We start from the raw sequence: 15,686 nt of genomic DNA, 5'->3' as shown, positions 1-15,686 counted from the left end.
CCGATCTCGGTGGAATGGGAGGACGCGGGCATGGACCGCCTGGCCGGCGCCCCCGAGGCCCTGGCCTACGTCAAGGCCCTCAACGCCATCACCCCACCCACCGCCGCCTTCGACGCCGCCTTCTCCTCGGACTGACCGTCCCTGCGGCGATTCGGCCCGAGCCCATGGCGGCGGCCGTCCGCGTGGGCCGCGAGCACCGGCCGTACACGGCACCGCTGACACCGGATTCAGGCTCGCAGTGCCCTTGAGACGTGGCGAAACACCGGCCGGCCCCGCGACCGTTCGTCGTGGTGGCCGGCTTCGCGTCACCGTAGGCTGGAGGAATGAGCGTGGATCCGTTGCCGGACTGGGTGATCCCCCCGCAGGGAGGGTTCACCGCCGATGACTTCTTCCGGATGCCCGGTCTTCCCCCGCACACCGAATTGATCGACGGAAGTCTCGTTTTCGTGAGCCCCCAGGCGAAGTGGCACAGCCGCGTCATCAACCTCCTCGTGGGAGAGCTCGACGCGCAGGCGCCTCCTCATCTGAGGGCCGACCGCGAGATGGCGGTCCGGCTGGCGAAGCGGCAGGTGCCCGAGCCGGACGTCGTCGTCGTGACCGCCGACGCCTACGAGCGCGACGAACCGTCCACCTTCTACCGGCCGGAAGATGTCGTCCTCGCCATCGAGGCGGTCTCACCCGACTCGGAGGACCGCGACCGGGACACCAAGCCCAGGAAGTACGCCGCCGCCGGGATCAAGCACTTCTGGCGACTGGAGACCTCCGAGGGCAGGACGGTGGTCTACGTGTACGAACGTGACCCTGCGTGCGGCGTCTACGCGCTGACCGGCATCCACCACGACCGTCTCAAGGTGGCCGATCCCTACCCGATCGACATCGACCTCACCGCCGTCGGCACGCGCCGGCGTTAGGCCGCGTGGGTTCGCGCGACCTGTTCTGCGGCGTTGCCAGGCTCGGCGATGGGCGGGTGTTCCACGTCGTCGGCGACGCCACCCGAGGTGGCGCCGCCGAAGGGGAGGGGGTCAGTCGAAGACGACGATCTGGCGGAGCACCTCGCCGGAGCGCAGGGCGGCGACGGCGTCGTTGAGGTCGGCGAGCTTGATCCGCGAACTGATCATGCTCTCCAGGTCGAGCTTCCCGGCCTTCCACAACTCGGCGAAGAACGGGAAGTCGTGGCGCACGTCGCTGCCCCCGTACAGCGAGCTGAGCAGGTTCTTGCCCTCGAACAGCAGGCTGAACGCCGACAGCGGCACCGTGTCGTCCATGGCGCCGGCCCCGACCACGATGACGTCCCCGCCCCGGCGGGTGGCCTGCCAGGCCGACATGATCGACGCCGACTTGCCGACCACCTCGAAGCCGTAGTCGAACCCGCGTCCCCCTGTCAGCTCACCGATGGCGCCCATGAGCTGGTCGGGGGTGCAGGCGTGCGTCGCGCCGACCTTCTTGGCCAGGGAGTGCTTGGACTCGAGCGGGTCCACCGCCAGGATCGTCGTCGCGCCCGACACCCGGGCCCCCTGGATGACCGACAGGCCCACCCCGCCGCACCCGATCACGGCCACGCTGGAGCCGGGACGGACCTTCGCGGTGTTGATCGCCGCGCCGACGCCCGTGGTGATGCCGCAGCCGATCAGCGCCGCCACCTCGTACGGCACCTCCGGGTCGACCTTGATCGCGCCCTGCCAGGGGACGACGATCTCCTCGGCCCACGTGCCACAGCCGGCCATGCCGAACGCGGAGCTCTCGCCGCCGTAGCGGAACCGCGCCAGCGTGAAGCTCTCCATGACGTAGGTCATGCACAGGTACGGCTGGCCGACCAGGCAGTTGGGACAGGTGCCGCAGGCCGGCGTCCAGTTGATGATCACGTGGTCGCCGGGCTGGACGGTGGTGACGTGGTCCCCGACCTCCACGACCTCGCCCGCGCCCTCGTGTCCCGGGATCACCGGCAGAGGCATCGGCAGCACGCCGGTCAGCACCGACAGGTCCGAGTGGCAGACGCCGGTGGCCTTGATCCTCACCCGGACGTCCGTCGGCCCCACCGGGGTGAGGGTGAAGTCGTCGCGGATGTCGAGTTTGTCGTCACCGACGGCGTGCAGCAGGGCGGCTCGCATGGGGGGACCTCCTTGAGGTTAGGCCTACTCGTCCTCGAGGGAGAGCGCGGCCTTGGGACAGGATCGGACCGCGTGGCGCACGCGGTCGAGCATCTCCGGCGGGGGCTCGGGGAGCAGAACGTGCAGGTTGTCGTCGTCGTCCACTTCGAAGACCTCGGGGGCCAGTCCCATGCAGACCGCGTTGGCCTCGCAGACGTCGTAGTCGACCTTGATTTTCATCGGAGCCTTCCTCGCAATACGGACCCTTCACAGCCGAGATTAGGCCGTGGCGGGCGTCGAAAGCTTGCGATGGTCCCAGGAAACCACCCGGGTCGGCTCGACGATGTAGGCGACGCGCTTACGGCCGGTGTGCTCGACGTACCCGCGAAGCTCCGCAGTCACGTCGGCGTCGGTCAGTCCTGTCATGCGCTTGGTGATGTCCATGCCGATGTCCAGGACGGCCTCCGGCTCGGTGACCAGGCGCGTCGTGCCGTACAGCAGGACGCCCCGCAGCTCGGCGTAGTCGTCGCCGGCCTCGACCAGGCAGCTCACGCGGGGATCGCGGGCGAGGTTGCGCGTCTTCTGGGCCTTGCCATAGGTCCAGAACGTCAGCCGGTCCTCGGTGAGCCCGTAGAACATCGTCACCATGTGCGGCGTCCCGTCCGCGTTGATCGTCCCGAGCTGGAACTTCCGCGACTCCCGCAGGAACGCCTCCACCTCGTCATCGGACATCACTATGCGAGCACGCTGGTTCACCCAGGAAGTAGAACACGTTCCACCGCACCCGACAAGAGCCCGACGGAACATTGTTCGGATCGCCCGCCGGCCATCCTCAGCGCTGCCTACCTCCAGGCCGCGACGACGTCGTCCGGCCCCCACACCAGGTCCAGGTCCAGCCCGGAAGCGACCCCCGACAAGGACACCGCGACGAGCCCGCCCGAGTCGTGGCCGGGGATCTGGGCGGCGGACTCACGAAGCCGGTGCAGGTCTTGGGCGTCGAAGGCCGTGCCCAGCCACTTGATCGAACCGGCGAAGCGCACATGACGCGCGACCGGCGCCCGGTCGGCGCCCACGAGGTCCACCTCCGGGTCGAAGCGCCGGTTCCACCACCCCCCCACCGCCTCCACGTCGTCCCAGGGGAGGCGCTCGGCCGCGGCGGCCATCGACAGCGCCTCCCGGATCACCGGCTCGACCGCGCGACCGCGCAGTGAGGACCAGCGGCGTTCGACGAGCTTGACCGCGGCGTCCAACTGGCCACGTCGCGACCTCTCCGCGGCGGCGCGCAGAACTCCGAGATACAGGCGCAGGTTGTGATCGGCCACCCGGTAGAGGGGGGGCTTGCCCGGCTGCGTCGACAAGGGCTCCTCAACGGCCAGAACCCGCTTCTCTTCGGTCAGGCGGCGCAGGAGGGGGGAAACGGAGCCGGAGGCCAGAGCGCCCCGGCGTCCCCCGGCCGTCGCCGCGATGTTCGCCTGTGTTCGTTCCCCGCTGCCCACCGCCTCCAGGACCCGGCGGGCCTGATCAGGCGTCGGGAACTCGGCGAGCAAGGACGCCTCGGGGACGTTGAAGAGCGGGGAGGCCGGATCGGCGCACTCCTGCCGGATGAACTCCAGGGCGGGGGTGCCGTGCGGCCAGGCGCGGAGGATGCCTGGCAGGCCACCGGAGGTGAGATAGGCATCGATGGCGTCGCCGCCGCTCAGCCCGAGCGCGTCGGCGGTCTCGGCGGGGTTCAGCGGCCCGAGGACCATGGCGTCCGCCCGGCCGAAGAACGGACGGTCGTAGGCGGTGAAGCGCTCCATCATGTGCAGATCGCTGCCGAGCAGCAGCAACAGGACCGGCCGGTCGCTCAGCAGCCTGTCCCACGCCGTCTGCAAGGCGCCGTCGAACAACTCGTCCTGCTCGGCCAGCCACGGCACCTCGTCGATCACCACGACCGACGGGTGATCGGGAAGCGTCGTCGAAAGGATGCGGAACGCGTCGGGCCAGTTGCCGGCGCCCGCCTGGGGCACGGCCTCGGGTCGTGCGGGCAACGGGGACTCGCGCAGCTCGGCGCAGAAGGCGTCGACGGACTCGACAGGGGACATGCCCTTGGTGGCGGTGAAGAAGAAGTAGGGCACCTGCGCGCGATCGCAGAACTCCTGCACGAGCCGAGATTTGCCGACCTGGCGGCGCCCCCGGATCGCGACCGCGGCACCGGTGCCCGTGGCCCGTACGCGCTCCAGCCGCTTCCCCAGAGCTCCCAGCTCCGCCCCGCGCCCGACGAACGCCGTCCTCGGCATGCCCCTCCTATGTAGACACCATCTACGTAGATGCACCCTACCTTGAGGACGCCCTGGCTGGTGGGAGTGCGATGGGGGCTGCCTCCTCGGCCATATACGTCCGAGCCTGAGAGCACGCCGGCAAGCCGGCGGCGGTTGAGCCGGCGGCCGCCGACGGCGGTCTCACCGCCTGGGGACGCTTCCCTATGCCCTACCATTTGCACCGGAAATGCACCAAAAGAACGGTTTGTCCGGTGAACTCCCACTTCTTCGACCTGCTGGCGAGCTGTCACTTGCGCTTGGTCGGCACCCCGCTGGTAGGCCCCGAGACCACGGCGCGCTGGCTGTACGAGGACGCGCCCTTCGGGGTGCTGGCACACGACGCGGGGGACGACCCCCGCTTCACCTATGCGAACCTCGCCGCCCAGCGATGCTTCGAATACGACTGGGAGGAGTTCGTCGGCATGCCCTCCCGCCTCTCGGCAGAACCCGACCGGCGGGAGGACCGCCAGTGGCTCCTGGACGCCGTCCACCGCGACGGCTTCGCGACCGGTTACCGGGGGCGGCGCATCGCCAAGTCGGGACGCCGCTTCTGGATCGAGGACGTGACGATGTGGAACCTGGTGGAAGACGGAATCCTCGTCGGCCAGGCGGCGTCCTTCCAGCACTGCCAAGACGCCTGACACCCGCCCCGGTGAACCTGCGCGGCATCGCTCCCCGACGAGCCGGCCGCCCACCTGACGCTCGCTACGGCGGGCCCGAGCGGTATCGCTTTCCCCATGCCCGCCGAGGCGGCGGCCCTTGCGGCTCGGAGATCGGACCGCTCGTCTGACGACCGCTACGGCGCGCCCGGCGGCGTCGCACTCCCGTCGAGCGGAGCGTGTGGCCCCGCTCGTCACGCCGCGACCATCGCCGCCGGAGGCGGTGAGGTCGGGTGGGCGCGGCATTCAAGAGTGGCGGCATGGGCAACGGGTGGGTCCACCACCCTGACCAGCGTCACGAATGTTCTTGATAGTGCATGGTCGAATGGTCGAGCGGGATGTGACCCGACCATGCGAGGTTACGGCGTGAGGGGTCAGGGGCCCAGGGTGCCGGAGCGTACGCCTTGGAGGAAGGCGGCGAACTCGGGGGAGGGGACGGACAGGACGGCGGGGCTTTGCACCTTGCTGTCCCGGATGCCGACTGTCGTCCCGGTGTCGAATCTGGCCACCTCGACGCAGTCTCCACCGTTGTTGCTGTAGCTGCTCTTGTGCCATCTGCCAGGGGAGTGGCCGTTCTCTAACCGGGGGCGATCAGCGCTCACGTCGATCACGCATCCTTTGCCACTTGAGCGATCAGGCTCCGGCTCTGATCTGGGTCCAGGGCCTTTGCGCGTAGGTGATTGAAGACCAGGTTATATCGGTCGACCGCTGATGACTCTTCCAAGTAAAGACTGCCCATCTGGTTCTCCAGGTACACGACGTCGGGATCCGCCGCCTCCGGAAAACCAAGGATGACGAAGCCGCCGTCCATCGCTGGGTGTGGCCCTGCCGCGAACGGGAGGATCTGCAAAGTGACATTGTTGCGGCCGGACGTGTCGATGAGGTGCCGTAGTTGGGCTCTCATGACGCTTTCGCTACCCACGGGACGACGGATGACGGCCTCGTTGACGATGACCCAGAGTCGCAACGGTTCGGGACCGTCGAGTCGCGCTTGTCGGGCCATTCGAAAGTCGATTTTCCGGTCTGTCTCCTCCTGAGATGCCGCCATTGGGGCTGTGCGGATGTAGGCGCGGTAGTAGTCAGGGGTCTGGAGAAGGCCGGGTACGAGTTCAGTGTCATACCTGCGCAGCTCCGCTGCTTCGGCTTCGAGGCCGACGAAGATCTGGAACCACTCGGGGATCACGTCGCCGTAGGTGTGCCACCAGCCGCGCTGTCGTGCCTGCCGGGCCAGGACGAGCAGCTCTTCCCTGGCCGAGCCGTGGACGTCGTAGACATCGAGGAGGGCACGCAGGTCGATGGGGCGGATGCGCCGTCGTCCCGTTTCGATGCGGCTGATCCAGGAGGGGTCGATCTCCAGCTTCTCGGCGATGGTCTCGGCGGTCAGGCCCGCCTCCTTGCGCAGACGGCGAAGCTCGGCGGCGAGTCTTCTCCGCCGGACGGTGGGGCTGCTTCCAGCGGTCAACGCTGTCACCTCACAGCAGTCGGACGATCCCTGGGGGAGTTCCACAAGGACACAGATGAATGAGTGGGAAGTTGTTTTTGGCACCTTGCCAATGCCTCGTCGTGACTTTCAGTATGTTATCCGCGACCGAACGTGACCGTCTTGCCGTTTGCAGTATCGGCCGTTATGGAGGGGTCGCAAGGTGGCAGCATCTCCCACGCCGCAAGAACAACAGTTCATCCATCTCGTACGGCTTGCTTGGGACCTGCGGAAACGGGGGCTGGGGGCGGCCATTGAGCTGCCGAGCCGGGATCAGCCCGTTCTGCTGCTCGCCCGGACGCCGGGCCCGGTGAGGGTCATGGCCGTGGCGCTCGACGGCAGGTGGTTCTTCACCTGGGGGCGCGGGCGCGCTCGCCGGATCCGGGCGCTGGCGGACGACGCGGCCGACCGGGTCTGGGAGGTGGCGCAGTGAGGACGATCGGGCTTATGGGCAGCGTCCACTTGCCCGGCAGGGTCATCTCGGTTCCGGTGGCGCGGGCTTTCGTGCGCGAGCTGCTGGGGGTGGCGGGATGGGCCGAAGCCGACGACGTCCTGTTGCTGGTCAGCGAACTGGTGACCAACGCCGTTCGGTACTCGGACTCCGGTCGCCGCCCGAACGGGCTCGTCGCGTTGACGGTCACCGACAACGGCCGCTCCCTGCGCGTCGACGTGCTGGATGAGGGATCGCGGGACGGGGCGCCATGCGTCCGGGAGGCCGGCTCAGAGAGCGACAACGGCCGGGGGCTATGGCTGGTCGAGCACATCGCCTCGACCTGGGGCGTGCGGGAGGACGAGACCGGCCGCACGGTGTGGTTCGAGATGAACGCCCCCCGTTGACGTGGCTCTTCCGCTCCGTCAAAGGTGCGGGCCCGGGCGGAGTCCGGGATGGACCTGCGGGTGCGGGTGCGGGTGCGGGGTGGGGGGTGCGGGGTGAATCCTGTGCGGGTCATGACTGAGACGGGCGCCGCGACCGTCGCCGCCGGAGGCGGCGAGGTCGGGGTGGGCGCGGCATTCGAGAGTGGCGGCATCGGCAACGGGTGGGTCCACCGCCCTCGCCACACCTCCAAGCCCCAGAGCGTGTCCAGGTCGGCTGGAGGGAGGCTCGCTGGAACATTATTCGGTGGGGTTTGGGTGGGGAAGGGGGGCACCTTTCAGGCGGCTGCGGTGTTGATAGATAGGGTGCATCCGCATTGGCCGCACAAAGAGGAAAAATCATGACTCACGTGTCCATGCCGGCGGACCTGCGTCACGTGGCCGAGCGCGCGAAGGGCTTCATGCCCTCCAACGAGGGCCAGGCCCTCTTCGAGACCGCGTACACGTACGGATCCCTCGGTCCCATCTGCGAGATCGGCACCTACTGCGGCAAGTCGGCGATCTACCTCGGCGCCGCCGCCCGGCAGGTCGGGTCGGTCGTCTTCACCGTCGACCACCACCGCGGCTCGGAGGAGATCCAGCCCGGCTGGGCCCACCACGACCCCACCCTGATGGACCCGCGGTTCGGGAAGATGGACTCCCTGCCCTTCTTCCGGGCGGCCATCGCCAAGGCCGGGCTGGAGGAGGAGGTCATCGCCGTCGTGGGACGGTCGGAGACGGTGGCCCGCTACTGGAACACCCGCCTGGCGATGCTGTTCATCGACGGAGGGCACTCTGAGGGGCCGGTGACCAGCGACTACGAGGGTTGGGCGCCGCACGTCATGGTGGGCGGGGCTCTGGTGTTCCACGACATCTACCCCGACCCCGCCGACGGCGGGCAGGCTCCGCTCCGCGTCTTCGAGCGCGCGCTGGCCTCCGGCGACTTCAAGGAGGTCGCGGCCGAGGGCTCGCTGCGCGTGCTCCAGCGCGTCGGCTTCTCCGCCTGACGCCGCCGAGGTCAGGACTCGGGGGCGTCGGGGGCCGGGGCGCCGGTGTAGGCGGCCGTGGTGCGCGCGGCGGCGGCGCGGGCCTTGGCCTCGTCGGTGCCGGCGGCGATGTCGGCCTCGGCCCAGCGGTCGCTGCTGAGCGCCGTGAAGGTCTTGCCCTCCTCGGAGGCCGCCCAGGCCGCTCCGGCCGCGAGGTCGACGGGTTGCCCGGTGGACAGGTGCATGGCCAGGCCGACCAGGCCCATGTCCCAGCCGATGCCGACGGCGCCGGGGCCGAACTGCTCCCAGTGGTCCTCGGGCAGGGCGATGTGCTCCAGTACGAACCGGGCGCGGCCGTCGCCCTCGGGGGTGAGGCGGACCTCGATCCAGCTGACGTTGCCGCCGAACTCCCAGGTGGCCGAGAAGCCCTTCGGCGGGTCGCACCGCTCGACGACGCCGCCCGCGTTGCCCTCGAACTGGTAGCGGCCGTGCAGGCGCAGGTCGCCGGAGACGGGCAGGAACCACCGGGCAATGCGCTCGGGGTCGGTGCAGGCGTTCCACAGGTCTTCGACGGTGGTGTCGTAGGTCTGGGCGATGGTGACGGTGACGGCCTCGCCGGCCTCGATCACGCGGGAGCCGACCTGCCGCCGGACGGCGTTGATCTGCTGGTTGACGTCGATCATTGGGTATCCCCTTGAATTGGTGCTTCGCCTGGGTCGCGGAGCCGGCGTTCGCGCTTGCCGCGGGCCAGCTCTGTCGCCAGCGCGTCCAGATGCGGAGTCCAGTAGCGCCGGAAGCGTTCGAGCCATGCGTCGATGTCGCGTAGCGGGTCGAGGTTGACCGCGTAGAGGCGGCGGGCGCCTTCGGGGCGCACCGTCGCGAACCCGCCGTCGCGCAGCACCCGCAGGTGCTGTGAGACGGCCGGCTGCGAGATGCCGAACTCCTCCTGGATGACCGCGCTCACCGCGCCGGAGGTCTTCTCTCCGTCGGCGAGGAGCAGTTCCAGAATCCTGCGGCGCACCGGGTCGCCGAGCACATCGAACGCATGCACGAGTAATGTGTATCAGCAGTGCCTTATATAAAACAAGCCTTCTATACTTCCGCGTCACGGCGGCGGGCCCCGGGGCGCAGGCGTCACGGACCCCGGGCGCAGGCGTCACAGACCCCGGAACCCCGGGCGCGGGCGTCACGGTTCACGGGACCGTCCGCCGGCGGCGGTCAGGTGCGGCTGGAGGCGGGGGAGCAGCCGCAGGCGTCGGGGTCGATCACCGGGACGGCGAAGCGGCCCGCGTCGCGGAACAGCGAGGACGCCGGTGTGGCGCCCGAGAGGGCGTCGGCGGCCAGGACGACCGCGGCGGCTGTGTAGGCGGACTGCTCGTGCGGGAACCATGCCCCGTTCACGAACTGCCAGCCGGTCCAGTACGAGCCGTTGTCGTGCCGCAGGTGCTGCATGTCGCGGTAGACGGCGAGGGCCCGCTCCCGCTCGCCGGCCGCGTCCAGCGCGAGGGCCAGCTCGCACGACTCGGCTCCGGTCACCCACGGTTGGTCGGACACGCACCGGATGCCGAGGCCGGGGACGACGAAGGTCTCCCACTCCTCCTCCAGCCGCATCAGCGCGTCGGTTCCGCGCACCGCGCCGCCCAGCACGGGGTAGTACCAGTCCATCGAGAAGCGGCTCTTGTCGGCGAACGCCTCGGGGTGGGCGGCCAGCACGTGCCCGAGCCGGTCGGCGGCCAGCTCCCAGTCGGGCTGGGGGTCGCCCAGGTGCTCGCCGAGCAGCACGCCGCAGCGCAGTCCCTGGTAGATCGACGAGCACCCGGTCAGCAGGGCGTACTGCGCGGGGACGCCGGCGGCCGAGCGCTCCCAGACGATCTCCCCGCGGGCCGTCTGCAGGCCGACGACGAAGTCCAGCGCCTTCCGCACGACCGGCCACATCGCGCGGGCGAAGTCCTCGTCCCCGGTGACCAGCAGCTCGTGGCGCACGCCCACGGCGAGGTACGCGGCGTGGTTGCTCTCGCCGTTCGCCTCGGCGGCCGCGCCGCGCACCATCTTCATCGGCCATGAGCCGTCGTCGCGCTGGCGCCGCGCCAGCCAGTCGTAGCCCTTCCTGGCCTCGGCGGTGAGCCCGGCGGCGCTCATGGCCATCAGGCACTCGACGTGGTTCCAGGCGTCGACGTGCCCTTCCGGCCACGGCACGCCGCCGTCGGGCTGCTGGACGGCGGCGATGCTGCGCGCGGTCGCGAGGACCTGTTCCGCGGTGATGATCCCCGGTACCGCCGGGACGGCGCCCGTCGAGACCGGTTCGGTCATGCCGGCTTCCGGACGTAGACCACCACGCTCTTGCCGATCAGGGGGTTGAGCAAAGATTCGGCGACCCGGGTCAGCGGCGGGCGCTTCATGATGTCCCACACCAGCAGCTCGTGGTAGGCCTTGGCCAGCGGGTGGTCGTCGTCGTTCACGCCGACCGCGCACTTGATCCACCAGTACGGCGAGTGCAGGCCGTGGGCGTGGTGGTGCGGGCCCACCACGAAGCCCGTCGACTTGAGCTTGGCGGTGAGCTCGGCCAGCGTGTAGATGCGGACGTGGCCGCCGGGCGCGGTGTGGTAGTCCTCCGACAGCGCCCAGCAGATGCGCTCGGGCAGGAAGCTCGGCACGGTGATCGCCGCCCGGCCGCCCGGCTTGAGCACCCGCAGGATCTCGCGCATCGCCGTCATGTCGTCGGGGATGTGCTCCAGCACCTCGGCCGCGATCACCCGGTCGAAGGAGGCGTCCGGGAACGGCATGGCCAGCGCGTCGCCGGTCACCGTCTCGGCGGTGGCCTCGGCGGGCACCTCGCCGGCCTTGTCCATGGCGGCGAACATGTTCGCGACGCCTTCCAGCTCGGCCGCGTCCTGGTCGAAGGCCACCACGTCGGCGCCGCGGCGCAGCACCTCGAAGGCGTGGCGGCCGCCGCCGCAGCCGAGGTCCAGCACCCGTACCCCGGGTCCGACCGGAAGCTTGCCGAAGTCGACGGTCAGCACTTACCGCTCCCCTTTCCTGCGGGCCTCGATGGCCTCGTGATAGGCCTCGACGGTCCGCTTGGCGACCACGTGCCAGGTGTAGCGCTCCATCACCCGGTCGTATCCGGCCCGGCCGACCCGCTCGCGCTCCTGCGGCGAGTCGTGCAGGCGGCGCAGCACCGCGGCCAGCTCCTCAGGGTCGCCGGGGGCGACCTGGACGGCGGCGTCGCCGACCACCTCGGGCAGCGCGCCCGTGCGGCTGGCGACCAGCGGGGTCGCGCAGGCCATGTGCTCGACGGCGGGCAGCGAGAAGCCCTCGTAGAGGGACGGCACCACCGAGATCTCGGAGGTCGCGATCAGCTCGCCGAGCTCGTCGTCGCTGATGCCGTGCACGAACCGCACCCGGTCGCCGAGCGCGAGTTCCTGGACGAGCTTCTCGGTGGGCCCGCCGGGCGTCGGCCTGCTGACCACCGTCAGGTTGACGTCGCGTTCGGTGGCGAGCTTGGCGACCGCGCGCAGCAGGGTGGCGACGCCCTTCATGGGCGAGTCGGCGCTGGCCACGGCGACGATCGATCCCTTGCGCCTGGGCAGGTGCGGGCGCGGGTGGAAGTACCGGGTGTCGACGCCGAGCGGGATGAGCCGCATGCTGCTCTGCGGGACGTTGAAGTCGCGGTGGATGTCGGCCAGGCTGGACTCGCTGACCGTGAGGATCGGCTTCAGACGGGGGGCGACGATGCTCTGCATGCGGACGAAGCCGTACCAGCGGCGCATGGAGAGCTGCTTGCGCAGCGGCGCGGCCTCCAGCTCGATGCGCCGGTCGACGCTGATCGGGTGGTGGATGGTGCCGACGACCGGGAAGAGCTTCTGGATGCCGAGCACGCCGTAGCCGAGCGTCTGGTTGTCCTGGACGACGTCGAAGTCGCCGCGGCGCTTCTTCAGCTCGCGCAGCGCGCGCAGGCTGAAGGTCAGCGGCTCGGGGAAGCCGGCGGTCCACATCGTGGCGACCTCGAGCACGTCGATCCAGTCGCGGTACTCGTCGAGGGCGGGGGTGCGGAAGGGGTCCTCGTCGCGGTACAGGTCGAGGCTCGGCACCTTGGTGAGCACGACGCCCTCGTCCAGCTCCGGGTAGGGCGGGCCGGAGAAGACCTCGACGTAGTGGCCGAGCGCGACCAGCTCGCGGCTGAGGTGGCGCAGGTAGACGCCCTGGCCGCCGCAGGTGGGCTTGCTCCGGTACGACAGGAGGGCGACCCGCAGCCTGCCCGGTTCCCGCTCCCGCTGGTCGTCTGGAACCTCCACGGACACCCCTTTCGAGAGCGGTGCTCGGCGGTCGCCGCCCGGGCACACCACAAAGCCGATCTTAGCCGCGAAGCCTACCATCTAGGTGTGAACCAGCACCTAATGTGGAATTAGGCCCCAAACGGCTCTCACACCTCACGAGCTGGGACGTTAGAGTTACCGAACGTCACTCGGTAGAACCTGTTCTACCGAGGCGGAGGGGCGGCGCCTCGGCAGCCCATGGCGCTCGACGCACCCCTTGGCGGTACATTCGCGTCTTACAGCTCACAGTTCGGGTGAGGCCGCGCGAGCCGCCGAGCCCGGAGAACAAGGAGGACCCGTTGGCCAGGCGTGCGCTGATCACTGGCATCACCGGGCAGGACGGCTCCTACCTCGCCGAGCATCTGCTCGACCAGGGCTACGACGTCTGGGGCCTGGTGCGCGGCCAGGCCAACCCCCGGGTCTCGCGCGTGCGCCGGCTGCTGCAGGACGTCCAGCTCGTCCGAGGGGATTTGCTCGACCAGGGTTCGCTGATCAGCGCGGTGGAGCGCGTCCAGCCCGACGAGGTCTACAACCTGGGCGCCATCTCGTTCGTGCCGATGTCCTGGGAACAGGCCGAGCTGACGGCCGAGGTCACCGGCATGGGCGTGCTGCGCATGCTGGAGGCGATCAGGGTCTGCTCGGGCATCACCTCCTCGCGCGCCTCCGGTTCAGGCCAGATCAGGTTCTACCAGGCGTCCTCGTCGGAGATGTTCGGCCAGGTGCGCGAGACCCCGCAGAACGAGCGCACGCCGTTCCACCCGCGCTCCCCCTACGGCGTGGCCAAGGCGTACGGGCACTTCCTCACTCAGAACTACCGCGAGTCCTACGGCATGTTCGCCGTCTCCGGCATCCTGTTCAACCACGAGTCCCCGCGGCGCGGCGCCGAGTTCGTCACGCGCAAGGTGACGCTGGGCGTCGCGCGGATCAAGCTCGGCCTGGCCTCGGAGCTGCGGCTGGGCAACCTCGAGGCCCGCCGCGACTGGGGGTTCGCCGGGGACTACGTCCAGGCCATGCGGCTGATGCTGCGGGCCGGCACCCCGGAGGACTACGTCATCGGCACCGGCCGCACGCACTCGGTGCGCGAACTGGTCGTCGCGGCGTTCGAGGCGGCGCAGCTCGACTGGGAGCGCTACGTGGTCGCCGACCGGACGCTGCACCGGCCGGCCGAGGTGGACCTGCTGTGCGCCGACCCCAAGAAGGCCCGCGTCCAGCTCGGCTGGGAGCCCGCGGTGACCTTCGAGGAGCTGGTCACGATGATGGTCGAGTCCGACGTCCGGCTGCTGTCGCAGGGCGCCGACCCCGAGCAGGACTCCTCCTGGCCCTGAGCCGATCGGCGCGGCCGATCCCGGGCCGGCCCGTCCTGAGCCGATCGGCGCACCGGCCGCGCCGATCGGCCGATCGGGTCGTTCAGCCGATCCACGCGCCCGTGGTGAAGTTGCCGACGTTGATCGCCATGACGGGCAGCATGACCGCCATGACCGTCCAGAAGAGCCATGGTCGCTTCACGCCCGCCCAGCCGAGCGCCAGCCACAGCGGGAACCAGGTGAGCGACGCCCGCCCGATGGACAGGTAGAACGACGACAGGGTCAGGAACGACAGCACCTGCGGCACCATGTACGCCAGATCCGGCCAGCGGCGGCGCACCGCCAGCCAGACCGCCAGGGCCAGCAGCACCGCCGCGGCGGCGATCTCCTCGTAGTAGGAGGTGGTCAGCGAGGGGACGTCGTCGGACATGTTCCAGGTGTTGAGGAACGCCTCCCACGGCCACACGGTGTGCCGGCCCCAGTACTGCGCCTGGACGCTGTTGTAGGCCAGTGGGTCGCCGGTGCGCGTCCAGTGGTACAGGGTGTAGAGGGCCACCGGGACGGCGGGCAGGGCCAGCCAGAGCCACGCGCGCCGGTTCTCGGGCGCCTTGCGGCCGTTGGCGGCCACCAGGTACATGACCACCAGGCCGACGGCCAGGAACAGCCCGGAGATGCGGACCGCCGCGGCCGCCGCCGCGCACAGGGCCGCGTCCTCCCAGCGGCCCTTGCGGGCCAGCAGCCACGCCGGGAAGGCCAGCGCCAGGAACAGGGACTCCGAGTAGCCGGTGAACAGGAAGGCGGCGAAGGGGCTGAGGAACAGGGCGCCCACGGCGAACGGGCCGCTGCCCTTGAGCATGTGCTCGGCCAGCCGCGACAGCGCCACGGCGGCGACCGCGCTGGCCACCAGCGAGATCAGCACCGTGGCAAGGCGGCCGTCGTGCACGATCGGCTTCAGCAGCCTGATCAGCAGCGCCATGCCGGGGAAGAACGCGGGAAGCTTGGCGCTGTCCTGCATGCCGGGCGGGCCGTCGTAGCCGTAGTCGGCGATGGCGATGAAGTTCTCGGCGTCCCAGCGGGTGAGCCGGTTGATGAAGGGGTCGGTGGTGCGCCCCGGGGCGGCCAGGTAGGCGTAGATCAGGAAGCCGACGTGTGAGCACAGCCAGATGAGCAGCGCCTTGCGGTCGGTCGCGTCGGTGACGAATCGCGGCGGCCACCACCGCCTCTGGACGGCCGTCCCGCCGTCTCCCGTGTCGTGCTCCTGCTGTCGCTCGTCCGCGCGTCCGCCGGCGGCCGTGCCGTCCTCGCGTCCGCCGGCCGCCGCCTCGTCTTCGGCGACGGTCTCGACCTGGTCTCGGGCGAGCGTCACAGACCCGTCGGCGTCTCGGGCGAGCGTCACGGACCCGTCGGCGCCGGCCGTCTCGGGCACGCGCTCGCGGGTGGTCTCGGGCGGAGGCACGGGGGCCTTCTCGGGCACGGGCTCGGCGACCGTCTCGGGCGCGGTGCCGGTGTCCCGCGGGGTCACGGGGGCCGGTTCGGGCCCGGACGCGGTGGCGGGCAGGGACGCGGTCCGGACCGGCTCGCGTGGTGGGGTGCGTTCCATCACCAGGACACCCTGATATATCCGACAAATTCCTGACAAGCGATTACGCGTCATCCGTCATGCGCGGAGAGAGAACGAACCATCCGACCTGGGGTGACGCCC

At 70.1% G+C, this 15,686-nt stretch carries 18 protein-coding genes and 1 pseudogene; 7 read left to right on the top strand and 12 right to left on the bottom strand.

Annotated features, from left to right (window positions below):
• Positions 1-135: pseudogene (locus ACWEN6_RS23620) on the top strand (sugar phosphate isomerase/epimerase); the annotation flags it as partial.
• A gap of 188 nt (positions 136-323) precedes the next feature.
• Positions 324-911: a Uma2 family endonuclease gene (locus ACWEN6_RS23615; RefSeq protein ID WP_452572814.1), complete on the top strand. Its 588-nt coding sequence runs from the start codon at positions 324-326 to the stop codon at positions 909-911.
• 111 nt (positions 912-1,022) lie between these two features.
• Here ACWEN6_RS23615 and ACWEN6_RS23610 read toward each other — a convergent pair whose 3' ends face one another.
• The 4 genes from ACWEN6_RS23610 to ACWEN6_RS23595 form a co-directional block, all read right to left on the bottom strand.
• Positions 1,023-2,108, bottom strand: coding sequence for a Zn-dependent alcohol dehydrogenase (locus tag ACWEN6_RS23610; protein ID WP_452572812.1), 1,086 nt, complete (start codon positions 2,106-2,108; stop codon positions 1,023-1,025).
• Positions 2,109-2,132: 24 nt separating this feature from the next.
• Positions 2,133-2,327, bottom strand: a complete 195-nt coding sequence (locus tag ACWEN6_RS23605) for a ferredoxin (RefSeq protein WP_354847011.1) — start codon at positions 2,325-2,327, stop codon at positions 2,133-2,135.
• A 39-nt stretch (positions 2,328-2,366) separates the two neighbouring features.
• Entirely contained in the window at positions 2,367-2,843 is a 477-nt protein-coding gene (locus tag ACWEN6_RS23600) for a pyridoxamine 5'-phosphate oxidase family protein (protein WP_452572810.1), read from the bottom strand.
• An 86-nt stretch (positions 2,844-2,929) separates the two neighbouring features.
• Positions 2,930-4,366: an AAA family ATPase gene (locus tag ACWEN6_RS23595; RefSeq protein WP_452572808.1), complete on the bottom strand. Its 1,437-nt coding sequence runs from the start codon at positions 4,364-4,366 to the stop codon at positions 2,930-2,932.
• Positions 4,367-4,599: 233 nt separating this feature from the next.
• On the opposite strand from ACWEN6_RS23595, the gene ACWEN6_RS23590 reads away from it, so the two are divergent.
• Entirely contained in the window at positions 4,600-5,028 is a 429-nt protein-coding gene (locus ACWEN6_RS23590; RefSeq protein ID WP_452572806.1) for an MEKHLA domain-containing protein, read from the top strand.
• A gap of 392 nt (positions 5,029-5,420) precedes the next feature.
• Here ACWEN6_RS23590 and ACWEN6_RS23585 read toward each other — a convergent pair whose 3' ends face one another.
• Together ACWEN6_RS23585 and ACWEN6_RS23580 are read right to left on the bottom strand one after the other, a co-directional pair.
• The gene (locus ACWEN6_RS23585) at positions 5,421-5,648 is read right to left on the bottom strand and encodes a DUF397 domain-containing protein (protein WP_452572804.1); all 228 of its coding nucleotides are present in this window, start codon (positions 5,646-5,648) and stop codon (positions 5,421-5,423) included.
• Between the two features lie 5 nt (positions 5,649-5,653).
• Complete coding sequence (locus tag ACWEN6_RS23580) at positions 5,654-6,508, bottom strand: helix-turn-helix domain-containing protein (RefSeq protein ID WP_452572802.1); 855 nt, start codon at positions 6,506-6,508, stop codon at positions 5,654-5,656.
• A gap of 181 nt (positions 6,509-6,689) precedes the next feature.
• Between ACWEN6_RS23580 and ACWEN6_RS23575 the strand changes: the two genes are divergently transcribed.
• The 3 genes from ACWEN6_RS23575 (at position 6,690) to ACWEN6_RS23565 (ending at position 8,385) form a co-directional block, all read left to right on the top strand.
• Positions 6,690-6,959 (top strand): hypothetical protein, encoded by a 270-nt coding sequence (locus ACWEN6_RS23575; protein WP_452572800.1) that lies wholly within the window; start codon positions 6,690-6,692, stop codon positions 6,957-6,959.
• 14 nt (positions 6,960-6,973) lie between these two features.
• Positions 6,974-7,363, top strand: a complete 390-nt coding sequence (locus ACWEN6_RS23570; protein ID WP_452572798.1) for an ATP-binding protein — start codon at positions 6,974-6,976, stop codon at positions 7,361-7,363.
• A 377-nt stretch (positions 7,364-7,740) separates the two neighbouring features.
• Complete coding sequence (locus tag ACWEN6_RS23565; protein WP_354847036.1) at positions 7,741-8,385, top strand: class I SAM-dependent methyltransferase; 645 nt, start codon at positions 7,741-7,743, stop codon at positions 8,383-8,385.
• 11 nt (positions 8,386-8,396) lie between these two features.
• Here the strand turns inward: ACWEN6_RS23565 and ACWEN6_RS23560 are convergent, their stop codons facing one another.
• The 5 genes from ACWEN6_RS23560 to ACWEN6_RS23540 form a co-directional block, all read right to left on the bottom strand.
• On the bottom strand, positions 8,397-9,047 hold the full coding sequence (locus tag ACWEN6_RS23560; protein ID WP_452572796.1) for an SRPBCC family protein: 651 nt from the start codon (positions 9,045-9,047) through the stop codon (positions 8,397-8,399).
• On the bottom strand, positions 9,044-9,415 hold the full coding sequence (locus ACWEN6_RS23555) for an ArsR/SmtB family transcription factor (protein WP_452572794.1): 372 nt from the start codon (positions 9,413-9,415) through the stop codon (positions 9,044-9,046). Before ACWEN6_RS23555 ends, ACWEN6_RS23560 begins: the two co-directional genes overlap by 4 nt.
• 167 nt (positions 9,416-9,582) lie before the next feature.
• Entirely contained in the window at positions 9,583-10,674 is a 1,092-nt protein-coding gene (locus tag ACWEN6_RS23550) for a prenyltransferase (protein ID WP_452572792.1), read from the bottom strand.
• A complete protein-coding gene (locus tag ACWEN6_RS23545; protein ID WP_354928069.1) occupies positions 10,671-11,384 on the bottom strand; it encodes a class I SAM-dependent methyltransferase in 714 nt (237 codons plus the stop codon). The genes ACWEN6_RS23550 and ACWEN6_RS23545 overlap by 4 nt, the downstream gene beginning before the upstream one ends.
• Positions 11,385-12,659: a glycosyltransferase family 4 protein gene (locus tag ACWEN6_RS23540; RefSeq protein ID WP_354928066.1), complete on the bottom strand. Its 1,275-nt coding sequence runs from the start codon at positions 12,657-12,659 to the stop codon at positions 11,385-11,387. It lies immediately after the preceding gene.
• Between the two features lie 320 nt (positions 12,660-12,979).
• Here ACWEN6_RS23540 and ACWEN6_RS23535 point away from each other — a divergent pair, with 320 nt between their 5' ends.
• The gene (locus ACWEN6_RS23535) at positions 12,980-14,005 is read left to right on the top strand and encodes a GDP-mannose 4,6-dehydratase (protein WP_354847053.1); all 1,026 of its coding nucleotides are present in this window, start codon (positions 12,980-12,982) and stop codon (positions 14,003-14,005) included.
• Between the two features lie 82 nt (positions 14,006-14,087).
• Here ACWEN6_RS23535 and ACWEN6_RS23530 read toward each other — a convergent pair whose 3' ends face one another.
• Positions 14,088-15,584, bottom strand: coding sequence for a mannosyltransferase family protein (locus ACWEN6_RS23530; RefSeq protein ID WP_452572790.1), 1,497 nt, complete (start codon positions 15,582-15,584; stop codon positions 14,088-14,090).
• Positions 15,585-15,686: the final 102 nt, after the last annotated feature.

The sequence above is a fragment of the Sphaerisporangium sp. NPDC004334 genome (assembly GCF_053602655.1).
The sequence above is the reverse complement of the archived record's forward strand: the minus strand, read 5'-3'. Positions and strand labels throughout refer to the sequence as shown.

Excerpts from the sequence above, each read along its gene's own strand:
- ACWEN6_RS23615 (WP_452572814.1), top strand. The coding sequence starts at position 324 with ATGAGCGTGGATCCGTTGCCGGACTGGGTGATCCCCCCGCAGGGAGGG.
- ACWEN6_RS23610 (WP_452572812.1), bottom strand. The coding sequence starts at position 2,108 with ATGCGAGCCGCCCTGCTGCACGCCGTCGGTGACGACAAACTCGACATC.
- ACWEN6_RS23605 (WP_354847011.1), bottom strand. The coding sequence starts at position 2,327 with ATGAAAATCAAGGTCGACTACGACGTCTGCGAGGCCAACGCGGTCTGC.
- ACWEN6_RS23595 (WP_452572808.1), bottom strand. The coding sequence starts at position 4,366 with ATGCCGAGGACGGCGTTCGTCGGGCGCGGGGCGGAGCTGGGAGCTCTG.
- ACWEN6_RS23570 (WP_452572798.1), top strand. The coding sequence starts at position 6,974 with ATGGGCAGCGTCCACTTGCCCGGCAGGGTCATCTCGGTTCCGGTGGCG.
- ACWEN6_RS23565 (WP_354847036.1), top strand. The coding sequence starts at position 7,741 with ATGACTCACGTGTCCATGCCGGCGGACCTGCGTCACGTGGCCGAGCGC.
- ACWEN6_RS23560 (WP_452572796.1), bottom strand. The coding sequence starts at position 9,047 with ATGATCGACGTCAACCAGCAGATCAACGCCGTCCGGCGGCAGGTCGGC.
- ACWEN6_RS23550 (WP_452572792.1), bottom strand. The coding sequence starts at position 10,674 with ATGACCGAACCGGTCTCGACGGGCGCCGTCCCGGCGGTACCGGGGATC.
- ACWEN6_RS23530 (WP_452572790.1), bottom strand. The coding sequence starts at position 15,584 with ATGGAACGCACCCCACCACGCGAGCCGGTCCGGACCGCGTCCCTGCCC.